Here is a 20,177-nt window from a genome sequence, read left to right on the forward strand (position 1 = left end):
TCAAGCTGCCTGTTTTGCAGTGACGAAGGCCGCAAGGCTCGCCACGTTACTGAAGTGATTGCGCGTGTCCTTGGCATCGGCATCGATCTTGATGCCGTATTTTTTCTGGATGGCCAGGCCGAGTTCCAGGGCGTCCACTGAGTCCAGGCCCAAGCCTTCGCCGAACAGGGTCTGATCGTCGCCGATATCCTCGGCGCTAATGTCTTCGAGGCCAAGGGCGTCAATGATCAGATCTTTTATTTCACGGTTCAGATCGCTCATCTTCGGCGAGCTCCTTAATAAAGTAAGAGTGTAAATAATCGTTGAGCTTGCGCGAGGCCTGAGGGGGCGGGCCTAGCGCTGCGAAGGCCTGGGGGTCTATATCGGCTCCGACGCGGAAACTGAAGTGTACGCGGCGCTTGGGGATCCGATACCAGGGCTCGGCCTTGGTCAGTGTGGTCGGGCTGACCCTGATCACCACGGGGGTGAGGATTTTCGCACCGCGCACGGCAATTGCCGCTCCTCCCCGATGAAAGGCGGGCGCCTGGCCCGGTTGGGTGCGCGTGCCCTCGGGAAAGATGATCAGGGTCTGGCCTTGTTTCAGCGCATCGGCGGCGGCATCGAGCATGTCCATGCTGCCGTCGTTGCTGATGTATTCGGTGCGACGCAGGGGGGTGCGGGTGAACGGGTTATCCCAAAGGCTTTGCTTGACCACGCAGTTGGCGTGGCGCACCAGCCCGATCAGAAACACCACATCGATCAGCGATGGGTGGTTGGCAATGATCATCTGGCCCGGCCGCCCGAGTTTTTCCGCCCCTTGAATCTCGTAGGTCAGCACGCCGGTGCGGGCCATGAAGCGGACGAAAAGCCAGAAACAGCGGCTGACAGTTTGACGCGCCCGCAACCGGTGGGTCTGGGCATCACCCGGCAGGCAGGCCAGCAGCGGGAAAATCACCAGGCGCAGGCACAGGCCACCCAACCCGAACAGGGCAAAGCTCGCGGCAGTGGCCAGCAGGCGCCAATAATAGGCATCGCGGTTTTTTTCAGTCACAGGCTGCGTTGCCAGGTCCATACACGATTTTTCCAGGCATGTTGGCAGGTGGTTTGCGGGCCCAGCAGCGTGCACAACAGATTCAACGCGTGCGGCCAGCGAGCTTTGGACAACGCATCCGTGACGCTGTTCAGGGACAACTGCCAGTCATTGCCCGGGGTAATCAGCAGGCCGACGGCATAAGGGAAGGGCACATCGTCGATCCACGCCGAATAGGCCTGCGGCGGTTGCTCTTCGGTGACCACCAGCAATACCGCGGGCGCGCCTTCAGCCAGCAGGGCCGCAGCCTCCAGCATGCCGTGTTCAAGGCCGTCGCCAGCGGCAGCCAGGGCGGTCATTTCGCTGGTTTCACCGCGCATGATCGACCACAGGCCGATGATCGCGTTATGCACCGACAGGCTGAACTGGGTTGGGGATAGCGGTTGGTCAACGGCCAGGTCGCTTAGAATGTCGAAGGTGCGCGGGGTTTCGCCGTGACGGGAAACAAAGACCAATGGCAAGTCCTGACGACCTTCGGCCAATGGCCAGCCGACACTGAATGCCATTCGCGCCAGACGGCTGAGCCGTCGACGCTGCATGGCTGGCAGGAACGAGACATCGGGTGCGGCATCGCTGGCCGGCAACATCAACGGTTGACGGCACCAGGCCTGCCAGTCATCCACGCTTTCAAGCCCCGGGGCCCAAGCGCGCCACTGGGCAATGTTGAAATTGATCACAGACATTCAATCCCGCCCTTGCAGGCTTCCTGACGCGGTGAGTGGCGCAATGGCACGGCACACCCTGCGTGGCGCTTGGGCGCCGAGTGGTGCGCATTATCCCGGTGCGACGAACGTGTAGCAAATACTGGTTACGTTTTGCTCAGTGAGATGTATCGGTCGGTACGCAAAAACTGAACGTTTGGCAATTATTCGCGTTTTTTCATCGGCCGTCTGTCGGCTTTGGCCTGGGTTCACCGAGACTCCTGCGGCTTTTTCGGCAAGAAAAGGCTGATGACTGTGTAGTCCCTGTGACTGCGAGGTAGCGAAGCCATGCCGTGCACCACTACACTCGGTCATTCTTTGATACACGGAGGTTTTGCAATGCGGCGCGTGGTGTTCAATCAGAAAGGTGGTGTGGGCAAATCCAGTATTGCCTGCAATCTGGCGGCGGTCAGCGCCAGCGAGGGCTATCGCACTCTGTTGGTCGATCTCGATGCCCAGGCCAACTCCACTCAGTACCTGACGGGACTCACCGGTGACGATATCCCGATGGGTATTGCCGATTTCTTCAAGCAGACCTTGTCCTCCGGGCCTTTCTCCCGGAAAAACCAGGTGGACATCTACGAAACGCCGTTCGACAACCTCCACGTCATCACCGCCACGGCCGAGCTGGCGGACTTGCAGCCCAAACTTGAGGCCAAGCACAAGATCAACAAGCTACGCAAATTGCTCGAAGAGCTTGATGAAGATTACGACCGGATCTATCTGGATACGCCTCCGGCACTGAATTTTTATGCGATTTCTGCGTTGATTGCCGCTGATCGTGTGTTAATCCCTTTTGATTGCGACAGTTTTTCACGGCAAGCGCTTTACGGTGTGCTGGCCGAAATAGAAGAACTGAAAGATGACCACAACGAAGGCCTGGAAGTCGAAGGCATCGTGGTCAACCAGTTCCAGGCTCGCGCCAGCCTGCCTCAGCAGATCCTCGACGAATTGATCGCCGAAGGCCTGCCGGTGCTGCCGGTGTACCTGGGCAGCTCGGTGCGCATGCGTGAATCCCATCAGGCGAACACGCCGCTGATCCATCTCGACCCGCGGCACAAGCTGACGCAGCAGTTTGTTGAGTTGCACAACCTGCTTGAAAACACCTGAAGATCAAAAGATCGCAGCCTGCGGCAGCTCCTACACAGGCTGCGATCTTTTAAATCCCTTGGCTACGCAACCAGCTCATTAGCTGCGGTAGCGGGAACGCGCCGCTCTGACGCGCCACTTCCCGGCCGTTCTTGAACAGAATCAAGCTCGGAATCGAGCGAATCCCCAGCTGCGCCGACAATTGCTGGTTAGCCTCGCTGTCCAGCTTGGCCAGTCGACACTTGCCCGCCAACTGCCCCGCCGCCTGCTCGAATACCGGCGCAAACGACTTGCACGGCCCGCACCAGTCTGCCCATACATCCACCAAAAGCGGCAGATCGCCCTTGATCTGACTGGCGTAATCGCCTTGCTTGAGTTCGAAAGGCTTGTTCAGCAGGACCTCGGCCTTGCAGCGTCCGCATTTGGGATGGTCGCTGAGGCGCTCGGCGGGGATGCGGTTGAGGCCGTTGCAGTGGGGGCAGGGGATGAGGAGTGGGTCGGTCATGATTTGATCCTGTTGAGAAGCTCACTGCTATTTGGAGACGTTTGCTCATATTTTCAATCGTCCGGTTGAGCGCAGCGTATCTAGGCTAATAGAGCGTCGACGTACCATTGGTCGGCTTAGAATTATCGCAACTTGCGATATTTGCGGTCTGTGTTTAACTCGTCCATAGCAAAATGCGATAAGGAGATTGCATGCGTGTGTTATCGGAAAAACGAATTTGGGATTCCAAGGAGAAATGGCCAAATTCTGCGACTGCGCTTGATCATTGGTATCGAGTGGTAAAGCGAAACAGTCCTTGTGATTTTGCCGCCATGAGATCGTTGTTTTCTGCGACCGACAAGGTCGGGGAGTTTCATGTATTCGATATCGGTGGAAACAAGCTGCGCTTGATTGCATTTGTCAGGTATCGGAGTCAGAAGCTATACATCAAATACGTGCTGGATCATCGAGAATACGACCGAGGAAAATGGAAGGAGGGAAGTGAATGAGTGTATTGATCAAGCAGGCTGCTGAGCATTGGGAGTTTGTCTCGCCATTGCTGCGGAAACCGAAAAATGAAGACGACTACGACAGGCTGGCTCTCGCGCTCGATGAATTGCTCGAGATAACCGGGGATGACGAGTCGCATCCACTAATGAGCCTTGTAGACATCATCGGAGACTGGATCGAGGAGTGGGATCACAAGCATCGTCCTATGCCCGAGTCCAGCGGTGTCGATGTCCTCGGCTACTTGATGCGCGAGCACGGCCTGACCCAGAGTGACCTGCCCGGTGTCGGTACCCAATCGGTTGTTTCCGAGATTCTGAGTGGCAAACGTCAGCTCAACCTACGGCAGATCCGCTGGTTGGCCGAGCGCTTCGGGACGTCAGTGGAAACTTTTATCTGAGCGACTTCACGACGAACAACTGATCTCCAGATGCTTGCCCCATTCCGGCGGCCTCTCTGCGTAGCTTTCCATCCCCGGTTGTTCCTCGAACGGCTTGCTCAGCACCGCGTGCAGTCGGCGGACTTCCGAGTAGTCGCCGCTCTCTGCCGCATCAATAGCCTTCTGCGCCAGGTAGTTGCGCAGGACATACAGCGGGTTCACGGCATGCATCCGCTTGCGACGCTGCTCCGGATCCACCTCGCCTTCACGGGCAACCCGCGCGACATACAGCTCGCCCCAGGCATCGAAGCCCTTGAGATCGACGAAGTCGTCGCGCAAACGGCTGACGGCCGCTTCGGGTGAATCTTCGCCCAGGCGCCGGAAGAACAGGCTGTAATCAACGCCGCTGTTCTGCATCAGCTGCAGCAGGTGCTCCAGCAGCTTCTGGTCGTCCTCTTCGGCTGTGGTCAGGCCGAGTCGGCGGCGCATCAGGTCCAGGTAATGGGCCTGGAACAGTGGCAGGTACAGGCCGAGGGTTTCGCGCAGGGCCTCGACGCTGATGAACGGCGTCAGGGCTTGGGCCAGGGCGCTGAGGTTCCACTGGCCAATCGGCACCTGGTTGCTGAATGAATAGCGGCCCTGGTCGTCGGAGTGGTTGCATATGAAATTGGCGTCGAAGTCGTCAAGAAAGGCGAATGGGCCGAAGTCGAAGGTAATGCCGAGGATCGACATGTTGTCGGTGTTCATCACGCCATGGCAGAAACCGTAGGCCTGCCACTTGGCGATCAGTTCGGCATTGCGCTCGACCACTTCACGGAACATCGCCAGGTACGGTTCCGGCTGTTCCAGGCACTGCGGGAAGTGCATGGCCAGTACGTGATCGCCGAGTTCTTTCTGCTGTTCGGGGCGTTTGGTGTAGTAGAAATATTCGAAATGCCCAAAGCGCACATGGCTCGGTGCCAGGCGCAGGACCATGGCCGCGCGCTCCTGTTTTTCGCGCCAGACCGGGGTGTCGGAGCCGATGACGCACAGCGCACGGGTGGTCGGGATGTTCAGGGCATGCAAGGCTTCGGAGGCGAGGAACTCGCGAATCGAGGAGCGCAGTACCGCGCGGCCATCGCCCATGCGTGAAAAGGGCGTCTGACCGGCGCCCTTGAGGTGCAGGTCCCAATGCTCGCCAGCCTCGTTGTACACCTCGCCCAACAACAGGCCGCGTCCATCGCCCAGTTGCGGGTTGTAGGAGCCGAACTGGTGACCGGAATAGACCATGGCCCTGGGAATCGCATCAGCCCAGAGTTTGTGGCCGCTGAACAGCTCGGCGAACTCTTGGGTTTCGGCCACTTCGGGGTCTAGGTCGAGTAACGCCATGGCAGCCGCGCTCGCGGCTACCAGACGCGGGTTATCGATCGGTTCGGGCAGCACGTGGGCGGAAAACGCATCGCCCAGGCGGTTGAAGCGATTGTCGAAGGTCAGTTCGTCGAGGGCTTTCAAGGGCCGGCTCCAGCAGAATGTCCGAGCATTCTGCTGGGGAAAGGCCGGTTAGTCGAGTTTGGCGGGAGGCGGCTCTTGCACCGCCTTGCCGTCGACCAGCGGCACGATGGTTTTCGCTTCCGGCTCGATCGGCACCATCTTGTATTCCTGGCCGTGGAGGTTCTTGAGGTAAACCTCCATCTGGCGGAACGAGATGTTGATGTGCTGCTTCTTGAACTCGCGGTTGATGAAGCGGTTGACCTCATCGAGCACCGGGTTGCGGTCGCCGAGGTCGCGCACATGCATGCGCAGTTCGTGGTCGAGGGTGCTTTCGCCGAAGTTCAGAAAGTACACGTGCGGTTCGGGTTCCTTGAGGACCCGAGGGTTTTCCCGTGCGGCCTTGAGCAGCAATTCCTTGACCAGGTCCAGGTCCGAGCCGTAATCGACCCCGAGCTTGAGCGTCACCCGGGTGATGGTATCGGTCAGGGACCAGTTGATCAGCTGCCCGGTAATGAACGTCTTGTTCGGGACGATGATGTCCTTGCGGTCGAAGTCGGTGATGGTGGTGGCGCGGATGCGGATCTTGCTCACCGTGCCCGACAGGTTGCCGATGGTGATGGTGTCACCGATGCGCACCGGGCGTTCGAACAGGATCATGATGCCGGAGATGAAGTTGGCGAAGATCTCCTGCATACCGAAGCCGAGACCGACCGATAGCGCCGCTACCAGCCATTGCAACTTGTCCCAGCTCACGCCGAGGGTCGACAGGGTCGAGACGAAACCGACACCGGCGATCACGTAGGACAGCAGCGTGGTGGTGGCGTAGGCGCTGCCCTGGGCCAGGTTCAGCTTCGATAGCACGAACACTTCCAGCAAGCCCGGAAGGTTGCGTGCCAGGGCGAAGGTGATACCGATGATGATCAGCGCGCCGAGCATGTCGCCGATACTGATCGGCACCATGCTCATGTTGGCACCGGTGCCGCTGGTGTATTCGTAGAGGGTGACGTTGTCCAGGTACGAGAACACCGTGATCAAATCGGCCCAGACCCAGTACAGGGCGGCGATGAAACCACCCAACAGTGCCAGGCGGATCAGGCGCAGGGATTGTTCATTGACCTTCTCGATGTCCAGCGTCGGTTCTTCGATAATCGCTTCGCCGTCGCCGGCCTCTTTCGCCGCCTGGCGTTTGGCCAGGGCGCGCTGGTAAGCCAGGCGTCGTGCCGCCACGCTCAGGCCGCGCACGAAGGTCGCTTCGATCACCAGCCAGAACATCAGCAAGTAAAGGGTGTTGATCAGCCGGTCACTGAGTTTGAGCGCAGTGTAGTAGTAGCCGAAGCACACGGCCACGAACAACGCGATGGGCAGCGCGGTAAACAGAATGCCCAGGACCTTGCGGAACAACGAGGCGTTTTCGTGGGTCGGGCTGCTGATCAGCAAGCGGCTGAGCAGCCACGTCATCAAGGCGTAGCAGATCAGCACCACCGGCATGCCGAGCACGTCATCGGCCAGTGCCGCCGGTTGCAGTTCCGCAACCGCCACCACGGCGACCAGAGCCATCACCACCATGCCAAGGCGACGGACCCAGCCTCGCAGGAATTCGACTTGGGGTTTTTCCCAGCGGAAATGCAGTTCCGCTACACCGGCCGGCGCAAGGATTCGGTAGGCGGTGTAAAACACCAGCCAGGCCCCGGCCATTTGCAGCAATGCCGCGCCCATGCTCGCGTTCTGCCCCCGGGCGTCGATTTGCAGGGCCAGGCCACACAAGGCGAGGCCCAGCGACACCGGCATCGCCAGCAGGATGTTCATCAAAATGGCCTGGGGCGTGTGCCACTGGCTGTCACGCTTGAAATGGCCGATGTCCTGGTGGATCTTGTTCAGGCGGTCATACAACTGCTTGCGTCGCCATAGCAGCGCGCCAATCAGCAACGCCAGCGGCAGGAACAGCAGTGGGCGCTGGGTCAGGCCGTCAACCAGTTCACTCAGGCTCGAAGCCCAGGGCAGGGTATCGACCTGACGGTTCAGGCGTTCCGGTACAGCACGCATCCACTCCACATCCAGCGGCTTGTTGCTGGGAATCCAGAACATCTGCTCATCGAGTGTCGCCCGCAGGCTTTGCGCAGTACTGAGCAGTTGCTTCTGGTTCAGTTGCAGGGTGATGGATTCGTTGAGCACCGCGCTCAGTTCGCGATTCAGCCGCTCCAGCAGGTCGGCACGGGTGGTGGCCAACTCCAGCAGGGTTTTGCGCAGCTGTGGCGTGACTTGCTCGGGCGGCTGAGACGACAGCAAGTTGTCGACGTAGGTGGCCGGGTTGCTGAGCAACTCCCGTTGCTGGCTGACTTCAAATTGATACAAGCGAATGTCAGCGATCTGGTCGGCCAGGTCACGGTCGACCCTGAGGCGTGGCAAGGCCTGTTTCTGTTTGTAGAGAATCTTGGAGAGCAGCAGGCTGCCCTTGAGCACGTTGATCTGTTCGTCCAGGGCTGAATCGCTCTGGGTCAGGCTGTCCAGTTGTTGCTTGGTTTGCAGGTTTTTCTGGGTGACTTCGTTGAGACGGTCGGTGCTTTTGAGCAGGTAGTCCGAGAGCTTCAGGTTGGCCGTGCTTTCGATGGCCAGCAAGCTGCTGCCGCCGGCCTTCTGTGCTTCGATCGATTGCTGGGTGACGGTTTCCTGAGACTGCGCGAGGCGCTTCTGATTGATCAGGTTCTGCAGCTCTTGAATTTCCTGATCCAGGCGATCGGATTTTTCCGATAACAGATCATGCTGGCTGTTACCCAGGTCTTGCAATTGAGTGTTGCTCGCCAGTTCCTGGCGGCGCAGCGGGATCAGGGCGTTCAGTGCCACGAGCTCGGCATTGAGCTGGTCGCGCTGTTCGGCACTCAGGGTCTTGCCGGCGTCTTTGCCGGCCTTGAGGATGTTGTTGATCTGCTGGATGCGCGTCTGGCTGGCGGAAATCTCCGCTTGGGCGCGTTCGGGGCGAGTCTGGGCGGTAATGATCAGGCTGTTGGCGTCGCCCAGGGCTTTTTGCAGGTCGCTTTGCTGGGTCGCACGTTCGGTGAGCATTTGCTCAAGTTGCTGAATCGACTCTTTGGCAAAGCGTTGCGCTACCGGCAGCACGCTGCTGGCCTTGAGGCGGGCCAGTTCACGCTGGTTCTCAATGGTCTGTTTGGGCGCGCTGGCCAGTTGTTGCTTGAGCTCGACCAGCTTCTGCTCGTAATCACGCTGGTTGTTGAGCTGTGTCAGCGTGCTTTGCAGGACGGACTGCAAAGCCTTTTGATCGGCTTCCGGCAGTTTGCGGTCGGCGATCTTGTCCAGGCTCGCCTGCACGGATTCGCGGGTGGGCGGTTCGGCGGCTTGTAACGTACCGACAGAGAGGCTCAGGCCCAAAAGGACCATGACGAAAAAGGTGCGCAGGCTTGACATAGAGACCGATCGAAAACGAGACGAAGAATGGAGTTTAGAGGAAGAGACCCGGACCCGGGCGACTTCCTTCGGGGAATCTGACGCCCACTTTGCCGATCTTGTTCCCTTCCATGACCGCGACGGTCCAGATCGTGTTGTTCCATTCAACCTGGTCACCGACCACGGGTGCACCCCCAACCTTCTGGGCAATGAAGTGCCCCAGCGACATACCCGGATCAATGCCCTCGACCTTCAACCCGTACAGGGTGGCAACCGCGGCCAGCTGGGCGTCTCCTTCGAGTACGAAGTCGCCGAAGAAGCGCAAATCGAGGCCCCGCTGCGGTGCCTGGCTGAACAGTTTTCCGAGGGCTGGCAGGTTGTGTTCATGGCCGATAACACACAGCAAATCATCGACTTCGAGCACCGTACTACCCGACGGATGGAGCAGTTGCTGGCCACGAAACAGGGCGGCGATGCGCGTGCCTTCCGGCATTTTCAGTTCGCGAAGGGGCGAGCCGATGCACCATTTTTCGGCGCCGAGACGATAAACGAACAGTTCCCACTCGCTGGTGACGTGCACTTCCAGGGCCGAACGGGAGATTGGCGCAGGCTCGGGCGGCACGGTCACCTTCAGTAGCTTGGCGATCCACGGCAGGCTTGTGCCTTGCACCAGCAGCGATACCAGCACGATGAAGAAGGCGAGGTTGAAGTACAGCTGGGCGTTGGGCAGGCCAGCCATCAGCGGGAACACCGCCAGAATGATCGGGACCGCACCGCGCAGTCCAACCCAGGAAATGAACGCTTTCTCGCGCCCGTGGAACGCCTTGAACGGTAGCAGGCCAACCATCACCGACAGCGGCCGGGCAAACAGGATCATCCACAGCGCCAGCCCCAGTGCCGGCAGGGCAATCGGCAACAGGTCGTGGGGCGTGACCAGCAGCCCCAGCACCAGGAACATGCCGATCTGCGCCAGCCAGGCCATGCCGTCGAGCATGTGCAAAATGCCGTGGCGGCTGCGCACCGGACGGTTGCCGATGACCAGGCCGCACAGGTACACGGCCAGAAAGCCGCTGCCATGCAGGGCGTTGGTCAGGGCGAACACCACCAGGCCGCCGGCAATGACCAGGATGGGATAGAGGCCGGTGGCCAGATTGATCCGGTTGACCAGTTGCAGCATCAGCCAGCCACCGCCGAGGCCGATGACGCCGCCGATACCGAACTCGCGCAGCAGGTGGGTCAGCAGGCTCCAGTGCAGGCCGGTCTGGCCACTGGCAAGCATGTCGATCAGGGTCACGGTGAGGAACACCGCCATCGGGTCGTTGCTGCCGGATTCGATTTCCAGGCTGGCGGTCACACGTTCGTTCAGGCCTTTGCCGCCCAGCAGCGAAAACACCGCCGCGGCGTCGGTGGAGCCGACGATGGCGCCGATCAACAGGCCCTGGATCAGATTCAGGTCGAACAGCCAGGCCGCGGCCATGCCGGTCAGCCCGGTGGTGATCAATACCCCGACCGTCGCCAGCGATAGCGCCGGCCATAACGCCACGCGGAAACTCGATACGCGGGTACGCAGACCGCCGTCCAGCAGGATCACTGCCAATGCCAGGTTGCCGACCAGATAAGCGGTGGGGTAGTTGTCGAAAATAATGCCGCCGCCATCGACGCCGGCCGCCATGCCCACGGCCAGGATGATCACCAGAATCGGGATGCCGAGGCGGGACGAAAGTGAACTCACCAGAATGCTCGCACCTACCAGCAACGCGCCGATCAAGAACAGGCTGTTGATGGTCGTCGCATTCAAAGGCAGTACTCCGGAAGGCTGAAAGGCGGGCACAAACTGACCATGCAGTCTGCGTGCCAGCGATTCTAACCTGTTGAAATGTGATGCTGTCAAAAAGCTTTTGTGGGAGCGAGCTTGCTCGCGATGGACGTTAACGATAATGCTTGCTGTCTGATTCAGCGCGTCGTGATCATCGCGCAATCGAGGATCAACTGTTTGTTCCTGATTTTGCCAAACAAGCGTCATGGCGACGAAGTGCAGGAACCAGATTGGCCAATCACAGTCTCTACAGTTCGCGAGAATGGTCACTGGTCAGGAAAATCAAGGCCTTGCGCCCGTATAACCCTGGCATCCACCGTGACTTTTCTTTATCGTACGCGCCCTTTGAAAATGCCCGGAAAATCAAAATGTTGGAAGCAACCCTAAGCCAATTGGAACAACTGGTCAGCGACCTTGTGCAACAGAACCAGGCGTTGGTCGGCACCAACCAGGCCCTGAGCGCCGAACTGGCCCAAGCCAAGGATGAAAACGAAAGTCTGCAACTGAGCCTGATGGAACAGGAAGAGAAACAAGGCGCCACCGTTGCCCGCATCCAGGCCCTGGTTGAGCGCGTCAGCGCTGGCCCGGTCAGCGCATGAGTTACGGCGCCGCAGGGGTAAAAGTCGTCTCGATCCTGGGGGAGGACTATTCGATCAGGGCGCCGGCCGGGGAAGAACAGACCCTGCTGGACGCCGCGTTGATGTTGAAGGCTGCCCTGGCCGATACCAAAAAGAAGTATCCGACCCTGATCGGTGACCGACTGCTGGTGCTGGCGGCGATGAATCTGTGTTCCCAGCAGATCGAAATGCAAAAGCGGCACAAGCAGGAACTCGACCGTTACCAAGAGCAAGTCAGCGCCACGGTTGAAGTGATCTCCAAGACGATCAATCAGGTCTGATCGGCTTTGCGCACAACCAAAGAATAAATTGTCGGTTTAGTTGTATACAATCGGCACGGCTGTTGCAGTGTTTCAGCCTCTTATTCTTTGGGGGTGCTCCATGCAGTTCTGGCGACGCAGTATTCAGTGGCAGTTGATCCTGAGCATGGGCACCGCCCTGCTGGTCAGCATTCTGATCGTGGTTGGCATTTATACCCTCGTGGTCAACCGCCTTGCCCAAAGCTATCTGGTCGAGCAAGCGCTGCCGTCTAGCATCGAAGCGATGCGCAACGACATCGAACGCATCCTTGTTCAGCCCCTCACCGCCGCCAAGGACATCGCCAGCAACAGCATGGTGCGCGACTGGCTGGCCGCGGGTGAGGACAGTGCCCAGACCGGTACGTTTACCACTTACCTTGAAGGCGTACGCGCCGAACACAAAGCCTTTACCGCGCTGATTATCGGCACGGCGTCCAGCCATTACTTTAACGAAAAAGGCCTGGACCGGACCCTCAGTCGTTCCAATCCAAAAGACGCATGGTTCTATGCGTTTCTCGACAGCAATCAGCCGCGCACCCTCAATATCGACAACGACACGGCCACTGGAGAATTGGCGCTTTTCATCGACCTTAAAGTCGAGAAGGCAGGGAAGGTCGTGGGCGTTGCGGGGTTAGGCCTGAGCATGAAAGAGCTGTCCGAGCTGATTCACAACTTCAGCTTCGGTGAGCGTGGCAAGGTCTATCTCGTGCGTTCCGACGGTTTGATCCAGGTACATCCCGAGGCGCAATTCAGCGGCAAGCGTACCTTGGCTGAACAGGTTGGTGGCCCTGCGGCGCAAGCGGTCATGAGTCAAAGAAACGCCACCAGCAGCAGCTTCCAGCGTGACGGCGAAGACTTCCTGGCATTGAGCCTGCCCCTTCGCGATCTCGGCTGGACCCTGGTGGCCGAAGTGCCACAGTCGCAAATCTACGCCGAAGCCCGTCGCGCCATGTGGATGAGCGGCGGTATCGGCCTGGCGGTGGCCCTGGTGTGCCTGTTGCTGGTGGTGTTGCTGGCCCGTGGGCTGGTACGACCGATTCGTCAGGTAACAGCGGCGCTGGTGGCCATCGGTAGCGGAGGTGGAGATTTGACCCATCGGTTAGATTCGAGCCGCGCGGATGAGCTGGGCGATCTGGCGCGCGGGTTCAATCGGTTCCTTGATAGCCAACGCGAGATGATCGGCGAAGTGCTGACCACCAGCGAACGCTTGCGTACCGCTGTCGGCCAGGTGGCGCGGGTGGTGGACAATACCGCAGAGCGTTCCGGGCGCCAGCAGGAGATGACTGACATGGTCGCCACCGCTGTCCACGAAATGGGCCTGACCGTTCAGGAAATTGCGCAAAACGCCGGCAACGCGGCAGTCGCCTCGCAAAATGCCCGGGATGAAGCAATGCAGGCGCGGGAAGTGGTCGGTGGTTCGATCCGCCATATTGAAAGCATGTCCGACGAAATCGGAGTCGCCGCCAGCGCCGTGGGCGAGTTGGCTAATCAGGTGGCATCGATCGATCAGGTACTGGCGGTAATTCGCGGGATTTCCGAACAGACCAACCTGTTGGCGCTCAACGCCGCCATCGAAGCAGCGCGGGCCGGAGACATGGGGCGCGGGTTCGCGGTGGTTGCCGATGAAGTGCGCACTTTGGCTCGACGTACGCAGGCTTCCACCGATGAGATCCAGCAGATGATCGGCAGTCTCAAGCAGGGTGCGGAGAATGCGGTGTCGTCGATGCACACCGGGCAAGCGGCGACGGGCACGGGGGTTGAGTCGAGCCAGCGTACCGGGGCTTCGTTGACGGCGATTACCGGGCAGGTCGAACGCATCAGCGACATGAACCATCAGGTCGCGACAGCGACAGAAGAGCAGTCTGCGGTGACCGAAGAGATCAACCGCAACGTGCAGGGGATTTCCGATCTGGCGCGGGCGACGGCGGGGGAGGTCAGGGCTTGTCGGGAAGATTGTCAGACGTTGCAGCGGTTGGCGGATGATCTGGCGCGGCAGATGGGTGGGTTTCGCTTGAGCTGATGTGGCGCCTGTGCGGACGCCATCGCGAGCAAGCTCGCTCCCACAGGTTGTGATCGACGCAGATCCCCTGTGGGAGCGAGCTTGCTCGCGATTGGTTTTCAGCAGCACCAGAAGGTTCTGGCTAGAACCACTCATCCTGCATGCCCAGGCAAACATCATCCCGAGCTTCAAGAATCGCCAGCTCATGGTGGCAACCCGGCACTTCCCAGGTCAGGAAATAGCGCGCCGCCTGCAACTTGCCTTTATAGAAACTCACATCCGCTGCATTCCCTTTGGCCAGCCCTTCCTCAGCGCGAATCGCCTGTTCCAGCCAGCGCCAGCCAATCACCGTGTGGCCGAACACTTTCAGGTACAGCGCCGAGTTCGCCAGGCTGCTGTTGACCTTGCCCTGGGCCAGGTCCGTCAGCAGGCCAATGGTCACGGTTTGCAGGCGCGCCACCAGTTTCTCCAACGGTTCACGCAACAGGGTCAGCGATTCATGGGCCTGTGCGCGCTCGGCGGTGTCGGCGATCAGGCGGATCAATTGCTTGAGCCCCGCGCCGCCGTTCTGTGCCAGTTTGCGGCCCAGCAGGTCCAGCGACTGAATGCCGTGGGTGCCTTCATGGATCGGGTTCAAACGGTTGTCGCGGTAGTACTGCTCCACCGGGTACTCACGGGTATAACCGTGACCACCGAGGATCTGGATTGCCAGTTCGTTGGCCTTTAGGCAAAACTCCGACGGCCAGGATTTGACGATCGGCGTCAGCAAATCCAACAGCTCATGCGCCTGTTTGCGCTCGGCCTCAGTCTCCAGCGTCGTGGTGTCATCGAACAGCCGCGCCGCGTACAGCCCCAGGTCGAACGATCCTTCGACGTAAGCCTTCTGTGTCAGCAGCATGCGTTTGACGTCGGCGTGCTGGATGATCGCCACCGGAGCGGTGTTCGGGTCCTTGCTGTCCGGCACGCGACCCTGCGGGCGCTCGCGGGCGTACTCCAGCGAATACAGGTAGCCGGCGTAGCCAAGCATCACCGCACCCATGCCGACGCCGATTCGCGCTTCGTTCATCATCTGGAACATGTAGCTCAAACCGTGATGCGGCTTGCCCACCAGATAGCCGACGCACTCGCCACTGTCTCCGAAATTCAGTGCGGTAGACGTGGTGCCGCGCCAGCCCATCTTGTGGAACAGCCCGGCCAGCAGCACGTCGTTGCGCTTGCCCAGGCTGCCGTCATCGTTGACCAGGAACTTGGGCACGATGAACAGCGAAATGCCCTTCACGCCAGCGGGTGCATCCGGCAGCTTGGCCAGGACCATGTGCACGATGTTTTCCGACAGCGGATGATCGCCGCCGGAGATGAAGATCTTGTTGCCCTTGAGTCGATAGGTGCCGTCGGACGCAGGCTCGGCCCGTGTGCGGATGTCCGACAGCGACGAGCCTGCGTGGGGTTCGGTCAGGGCCATGGTGCCGAAGAAGCGACCGTCGATCATCGGTTGCAGGAAGCGCTGCTTCTGCTCCTCGGTGCCGAAACTTTCGATCAGGTTCGCCGCGCCCATGGTCAGGAAGGGATAGGAAGTCGTCGCCGCGTTGGCCGATTGAAAGTGCGCGAAGCAGGCTTGGGACAGCAGCGTAGGAAGTTGCATGCCACCGGCATCGAAACTGCGCGCGGCATTGAGGAAACCGGCTTCCAGGAAGGCATCCACCGCCGGTTTCACTTCCGGAATCAGAATCGCCTGACCGTCTTCATAGCGCGGCTCGTTCTCGTCACCCTTGCGGTTATGCGGGGCGAAGAACTTCTCGGCGATGTTGCGGGCGGTGCCGAGGGCGGCGTCGAAGGTTTCGCGATTGTGTTCGGCAAAACGCTCACGCTGGGTCAGGCCCTCGGCATCAAGGACTTCATACAGCTCGAAAGCCAGATTGCGGGAACTGAGCAACGTCTCGGACATGGCGGCCTACCTTTTATTGGAATGGGCCGAGTCTAGGCGTGGGGAGGGCGGGGTGAAAGGATGATTGATGAGGGTGATAAAGGGGCAGAACGAGGTGTGGTAAAGATCGTTCCCACGCTCTGCGTGGGAATGCCTCAAGGGACGCTCCGCGTTCCAGCCGCGCTGCCGATTTCGAGCCTGGCATCGATGGGACGCGGAGCGTCCCGGGCTGCATTCCCACGCGGAGCGTGGGAACGATCATCAGGGGAGGTATTAGCCGATCGTCATCAGGCTGGCATTACCACCCGCCGCAGCCGTGTTAACGCTCAACGCCCGCTCAATCACCAGACGCTCCAACGCAATGTTGGTCTCACCCTGCGACAAGCCCTGAACCCCGATAATGGCACCGGCACGCTTGGCCACTTGTTGGCAAACCGCGCGCAACTGGTCGGAATGGCCGTGATGCAGAACCGCATCAATCACCACTTCGTCCTTGTTCCAGTCGGCAACCAGCTTGATGCGAGCCTGAATGTCTTTCGGCAGACGGGCGAACAAAGCCTTGGTCAATTCAGCTTCCGGCCATACCGCCGCACCGCCGACAGCCAGTACCGCAGCCAGTTGTGTCAGCAGGTCGCCTTCGACTTCCGCCAGGCACAGCACGTGCTCGCGCGGCAGGATCGCATAGCTGTTGCGCTCGCCGGTCGGGCCGGCCAGCAAGCGGGTGATACCGCTTTGCGATTGTGCGGCGAACTGCACGCACAGGGTGCTCAGGTCGGCGAACTTGTTGCTGTCGGCCCAGGCTTTCAGGGCGGTCAGCGGTTTGCTCATGGCGTCACGCAGACGAACATCCGGTGCAGCAATGGCATCACCGCGGGCGAAGGATTGTTCGATCGCATCGGTAGGACGAGTCGACAGCAGGCGGTACAAGTACAGCGGGCCACCGGCTTTCGGACCGGTACCCGACAGGCCTTCGCCGCCGAACGGTTGTACGCCGACCACGGCACCGACGATGTTGCGGTTCACGTAGACGTTACCGGCATTGACGTTGTCGATCACCTTGGCGATGGTCTCGTCGATACGGGTGTGCACGCCCAGCGTCAGACCGTAGCCGGAAGCGTTGATCTGAGCGATCAGTTGATCGATGTCTTTGCGCTTGTAGCGAACCACGTGCAGCACCGGGCCAAAGATCTCCCGTTGCAGTTCGTCGAAGCTTTCCAGTTCGATCAGCGTTGGCATCACGAAGGTGCCGCGTTTCACTTCTTCGGCGTCGGCGATGGCCACCTGGTACACGCTGCGACCTTTGTCGCGCATGGCCTGGATATGCTTCTCGATGCCAGCCTTGGCTTCGGCGTCGATCACCGGGCCGATGTCCACGGACAGGCGCTCAGGGTTGCCGAGGCGGCTTTCAGCCATGGCACCCTTGAGCATTTCGATCACGCGGTCAGCGGAATCTTCCTGCAGGCACAGGACGCGCAGGGCCGAGCAACGCTGGCCGGCGCTGTCGAATGCCGACGAAACTACATCGATCACGACTTGTTCGGTCAGTGCCGAAGAGTCGACGATCATCGCATTCTGGCCACCGGTTTCGGCGATCAGCGGAATCGGACGACCCTGGCTGTCCAGGCGACCGGCAATGTTGCGTTGCAGCAGGCGTGCAACTTCGGTGGAGCCGGTGAACATCACGCCTTTGACGCGATCATCGCCCACAAGGCCGGCACCGACGGTTTCGCCACGGCCCGGCAGCAGTTGCAGCACGCCTTGCGGAATCCCGGCTTCGAGCAGCAGGCGCACGGCCTGAGCAGCGACCAGCGGGGTTTGCTCAGCAGGCTTAGCCAAAACCGGGTTACCAGCGGCAAGGGCAGCAGCTACTTGACCACTGAAAATCGCCAGCGGGAAGTTCCACGGGCTGATGCACACCACTGGACCCAGAGGACGGTGGGCATCATTGGTGAAATCGTTGCGTGCCTGCACCGCGTAATAACGCAGGAAGTCCACGGCTTCACGCACTTCGGCGATGGCGTTGGCGAAAGTCTTGCCAGCTTCGCGAGCCAACAGGCCCATCAGCGGCTGGATCTCGGCTTCCATCAGGTCGGCAGCGCGTTCCAGGATCGCGGCGCGTTCGGCCGGCGGGGTGGCCTGCCAGATCGGCGCGGCATTCAGGGCACACTGGATCGCGTTGTCGACGTCTTCGACAGTCGCTTCCTGTACATGGCCGACCACGTCACGCAGGTCGGACGGGTTCAAGACCTGCGCCGGCGTTTCGCTGCTGGACGCGCAACCGAGCATCGGCGCGGCCTTCCAGTGGTTGTGCGCGGTGGCCAGCAGGGCGCAGGACAGCGAAGCCAGGCGATGTTCGTTGGCCATGTCGATGCCGCTGGAGTTGGCGCGCTCGGAACCGTACAGATCGCGCGGCAGTGGGATGCGCGGGTGCGGCAGGCCGAAGCCCCCTTCCACGGTCGCCATCTGCTCGATGCTCGCCACCGGGTCGGCAACCAGTTCCTGGATCGAAATCGACTGGTCGGCAATGCGGTTGACGAACGAGGTGTTGGCGCCGTTTTCCAGCAGGCGACGCACCAGGTAAGCCAGCAGGGTTTCGTGGGTGCCGACCGGTGCGTACACGCGGCACGGACGGTTCAGCTTGCCTTCGGAAACTTTGCCTACAACCTGTTCATACAGCGGTTCACCCATGCCGTGCAGGCACTGGAACTCGTACTGGCCCGGGTAATAGTTCTGACCGGCGATGTGATAAATGGCCGACAGGGTGTGAGCGTTGTGCGTGGCGAACTGCGGGTAGATGACTTCCGGCACCGACAGCAGTTTGCGTGCGCAAGCGATGTAGGACACGTCGGTGTACACCTTGCGGGTGTAGACCGGATAGCCTTCCAGGCCTTCTACCTGAGCGCGCTTGATTTCGCTGTCCCAGTACGCGCCTTTCACCAGGCGGATCATCAGGCGATGACGGCTGCGGCGAGCCAGGTCGATCACGTAGTCGATCACGTACGGGCAACGCTTCTGGTAAGCCTGGATGACGAAACCGATGCCGTTCCAGCCAGTCAGTTGCGGCTCGAAGCACAGGCGCTCGAGCAGGTCCAGCGACAGCTCCAGGCGGTCGGCTTCTTCGGCGTCGATGTTCAGGCCGATGTCGTATTGCTTGGCCAGCAGGGTCAACGACAGCAGGCGCGGGTACAGCTCGTCCATCACGCGCTCGTACTGGGCGCGGCTGTAACGCGGGTGCAAGGCCGACAGCTTGATCGAAATGCCCGGGCCTTCATAAATCCCACGACCGTGGGACGCTTTGCCGATCGAGTGGATAGCTTGTTCGTACGAGGCCAGGTACTTCTGCGCATCGTGCTCGGTCAGTGCGGCTTCACCGAGCATGTCGTAGGAATAGCGGAAGCCCTTGGCTTCGAACTTGCTGGCGTTGGCCAGGGCTTCGGCGATGGTTTCGCCGGTAACGAACTGCTCGCCCATCAGGCGCATGGCCATGTCGACGCCCTTGCGGATCATCGGCTCGCCGCTCTTGCCGATGATGCGGCTCAGGGACGAAGTCAGGCCGGCTTCGTTGTGCGTGGACACGAGCTTGCCGGTCAGCAGCAGGCCCCAAGTCGCAGCGTTGACGAACAACGACGGGCTGTTGCCCAGGTGCGGATGCCAGTTGCCGGTGCTGATCTTGTCGCGGATCAGCGCGTCACGGGTGCCTTTGTCCGGAATGCGCAGCAGCGCCTCGGCCAGGCACATCAGCGCCACGCCTTCCTGGGACGACAGGGAGAATTCCTGCAGCAGGCCCTGAACAATCCCGGCACGACCGCCAGCGCTCTTCTGATTACGCAGTTTTTCCGCGATCGAAGCGGCGAGTTTGTTGGTGGCTTCAGCCATCGGCGCCGGCAAGCGGGCCTGCTCGATCAGCATCGGCACCACTTCGGGTTCCGGGCGACGGTAAGCAGCGGTGATCGAAGCACGCAGGACCGATTGCGGCAGGATGCTTTCGGCGAATTCGAGGAAGCACTGGTGTGCGTGGTCGACATGGACTTCGCCCGCTTCGTCAGCGTCCCGGGTCAAACCGTTCAGCTCGGACAGGGTTGCACCACCCTCGAGTTTTTCCAGGTAATTGAAAATTGCCTGCTTGATCAGCCAATGCGGCGTGCGATCAATCGAGGTCGCGGCAGCCTTGAGGCGTTCGCGGGTCGGGTCATCGAGTTTGACCCCAAGGGTGGTGGTAGCCATGTTTTTATCCTCATGTTTGCCACGACTGCGTGGCATCAGCTGGCGCCAAGATTAGCCGTGAGATGAATGAGGTGCAACCGGGTGCAACCCTTTTTTTGCTGGAATAAACGGCAGTTCGTCAGGAAATAAATTCTGCTTGGCCACTACTGCATTGCGTTGGTGCTTTTTTGGATGGTTGGCGCTCGTTCTTGCTCCGAAAA

General features: G+C 60.1%; 15 protein-coding genes and 1 pseudogene. 7 read left to right on the forward strand and 9 right to left on the reverse strand.

What is annotated here, in order from left to right; all coding sequences use genetic code 11:
* Genes ACA054_RS02120 through ACA054_RS02130 form a run of 3 tightly spaced genes read right to left on the reverse strand, consistent with a single transcriptional unit; the run spans position 1 to position 1,752 of the window.
* Positions 1 to 261 carry a phosphopantetheine-binding protein gene (locus tag ACA054_RS02120; RefSeq protein ID WP_497687975.1) on the reverse strand — a complete coding sequence of 87 codons (261 nt, stop codon included), beginning with the start codon at positions 259 to 261 and terminating at the stop codon, positions 1 to 3.
* Positions 242 to 1,051, reverse strand: coding sequence for a lysophospholipid acyltransferase family protein (locus ACA054_RS02125; protein ID WP_497687976.1), 810 nt, complete (start codon positions 1,049 to 1,051; stop codon positions 242 to 244). Before ACA054_RS02125 ends, ACA054_RS02120 begins: the two co-directional genes overlap by 20 nt.
* Positions 1,027 to 1,752 (reverse strand): beta-ketoacyl synthase chain length factor, encoded by a 726-nt coding sequence (locus ACA054_RS02130; RefSeq protein WP_497687977.1) that lies wholly within the window; start codon positions 1,750 to 1,752, stop codon positions 1,027 to 1,029. Before ACA054_RS02130 ends, ACA054_RS02125 begins: the two co-directional genes overlap by 25 nt.
* Positions 1,753 to 2,109: 357 nt before the next feature.
* Here ACA054_RS02130 and ACA054_RS02135 point away from each other — a divergent pair, with 357 nt between their 5' ends.
* On the forward strand, positions 2,110 to 2,880 hold the full coding sequence (locus ACA054_RS02135) for a ParA family protein (RefSeq protein ID WP_497687978.1): 771 nt from the start codon (positions 2,110 to 2,112) through the stop codon (positions 2,878 to 2,880).
* 49 nt (positions 2,881 to 2,929) lie between these two features.
* Here ACA054_RS02135 and trxC read toward each other — a convergent pair whose 3' ends face one another.
* Positions 2,930 to 3,364 carry a thioredoxin TrxC gene (gene trxC / locus ACA054_RS02140; RefSeq protein ID WP_497687979.1) on the reverse strand — a complete coding sequence of 145 codons (435 nt, stop codon included), beginning with the start codon at positions 3,362 to 3,364 and terminating at the stop codon, positions 2,930 to 2,932.
* A 191-nt stretch (positions 3,365 to 3,555) separates the two neighbouring features.
* On the opposite strand from trxC, the gene ACA054_RS02145 reads away from it, so the two are divergent.
* Positions 3,556 to 3,852, forward strand: a complete 297-nt coding sequence (locus tag ACA054_RS02145) for a type II toxin-antitoxin system HigB family toxin (protein WP_497687980.1) — start codon at positions 3,556 to 3,558, stop codon at positions 3,850 to 3,852.
* A complete protein-coding gene (locus ACA054_RS02150; protein WP_497687981.1) occupies positions 3,849 to 4,250 on the forward strand; it encodes a helix-turn-helix domain-containing protein in 402 nt (133 codons plus the stop codon). The genes ACA054_RS02145 and ACA054_RS02150 overlap by 4 nt, the downstream gene beginning before the upstream one ends.
* A 6-nt stretch (positions 4,251 to 4,256) precedes the next feature.
* Here ACA054_RS02150 and selO read toward each other — a convergent pair whose 3' ends face one another.
* From selO to ACA054_RS02165, 3 genes are read right to left on the reverse strand one after another with little or no spacing between them, the layout of a single operon-like run.
* Positions 4,257 to 5,720, reverse strand: a complete 1,464-nt coding sequence (gene selO, locus ACA054_RS02155; protein WP_497687982.1) for a protein adenylyltransferase SelO — start codon at positions 5,718 to 5,720, stop codon at positions 4,257 to 4,259.
* A 48-nt stretch (positions 5,721 to 5,768) separates the two neighbouring features.
* Complete coding sequence (gene mscK, locus ACA054_RS02160) at positions 5,769 to 9,119, reverse strand: mechanosensitive channel MscK (RefSeq protein ID WP_497687983.1); 3,351 nt, start codon at positions 9,117 to 9,119, stop codon at positions 5,769 to 5,771.
* Positions 9,120 to 9,153: 34 nt separating this feature from the next.
* Positions 9,154 to 10,896, reverse strand: a complete 1,743-nt coding sequence (locus tag ACA054_RS02165) for a potassium/proton antiporter (RefSeq protein WP_497687984.1) — start codon at positions 10,894 to 10,896, stop codon at positions 9,154 to 9,156.
* Between the two features lie 386 nt (positions 10,897 to 11,282).
* Here ACA054_RS02165 and ACA054_RS02170 point away from each other — a divergent pair, with 386 nt between their 5' ends.
* The 4 genes and pseudogenes from ACA054_RS02170 (at position 11,283) to ACA054_RS02185 (ending at position 13,850) form a co-directional block, all read left to right on the forward strand.
* A complete protein-coding gene (locus ACA054_RS02170) occupies positions 11,283 to 11,513 on the forward strand; it encodes a hypothetical protein (protein ID WP_497637630.1) in 231 nt (76 codons plus the stop codon).
* Complete coding sequence (locus tag ACA054_RS02175) at positions 11,510 to 11,812, forward strand: cell division protein ZapA (RefSeq protein ID WP_497687985.1); 303 nt, start codon at positions 11,510 to 11,512, stop codon at positions 11,810 to 11,812. The genes ACA054_RS02170 and ACA054_RS02175 overlap by 4 nt, the downstream gene beginning before the upstream one ends.
* Before the next feature lie 145 nt (positions 11,813 to 11,957).
* Positions 11,958 to 12,986, forward strand: a pseudogene (locus tag ACA054_RS02180) (HAMP domain-containing protein); the annotation flags it as partial.
* A gap of 132 nt (positions 12,987 to 13,118) precedes the next feature.
* Positions 13,119 to 13,850 carry a methyl-accepting chemotaxis protein gene (locus ACA054_RS02185; protein ID WP_497690234.1) on the forward strand — a complete coding sequence of 244 codons (732 nt, stop codon included), beginning with the start codon at positions 13,119 to 13,121 and terminating at the stop codon, positions 13,848 to 13,850.
* Between the two features lie 121 nt (positions 13,851 to 13,971).
* Here the strand turns inward: ACA054_RS02185 and ACA054_RS02190 are convergent, their stop codons facing one another.
* Both ACA054_RS02190 and putA read right to left on the reverse strand, forming a co-directional pair.
* Positions 13,972 to 15,774, reverse strand: coding sequence for an acyl-CoA dehydrogenase (locus tag ACA054_RS02190; protein ID WP_497687986.1), 1,803 nt, complete (start codon positions 15,772 to 15,774; stop codon positions 13,972 to 13,974).
* A gap of 252 nt (positions 15,775 to 16,026) precedes the next feature.
* Positions 16,027 to 19,977: a trifunctional transcriptional regulator/proline dehydrogenase/L-glutamate gamma-semialdehyde dehydrogenase gene (gene putA, locus ACA054_RS02195; RefSeq protein WP_497687987.1), complete on the reverse strand. Its 3,951-nt coding sequence runs from the start codon at positions 19,975 to 19,977 to the stop codon at positions 16,027 to 16,029.
* Between the last annotated feature and the right edge of the window lie 200 nt (positions 19,978 to 20,177).

The organism is Pseudomonas sp. LBUM1653 (genome assembly GCF_059716115.1).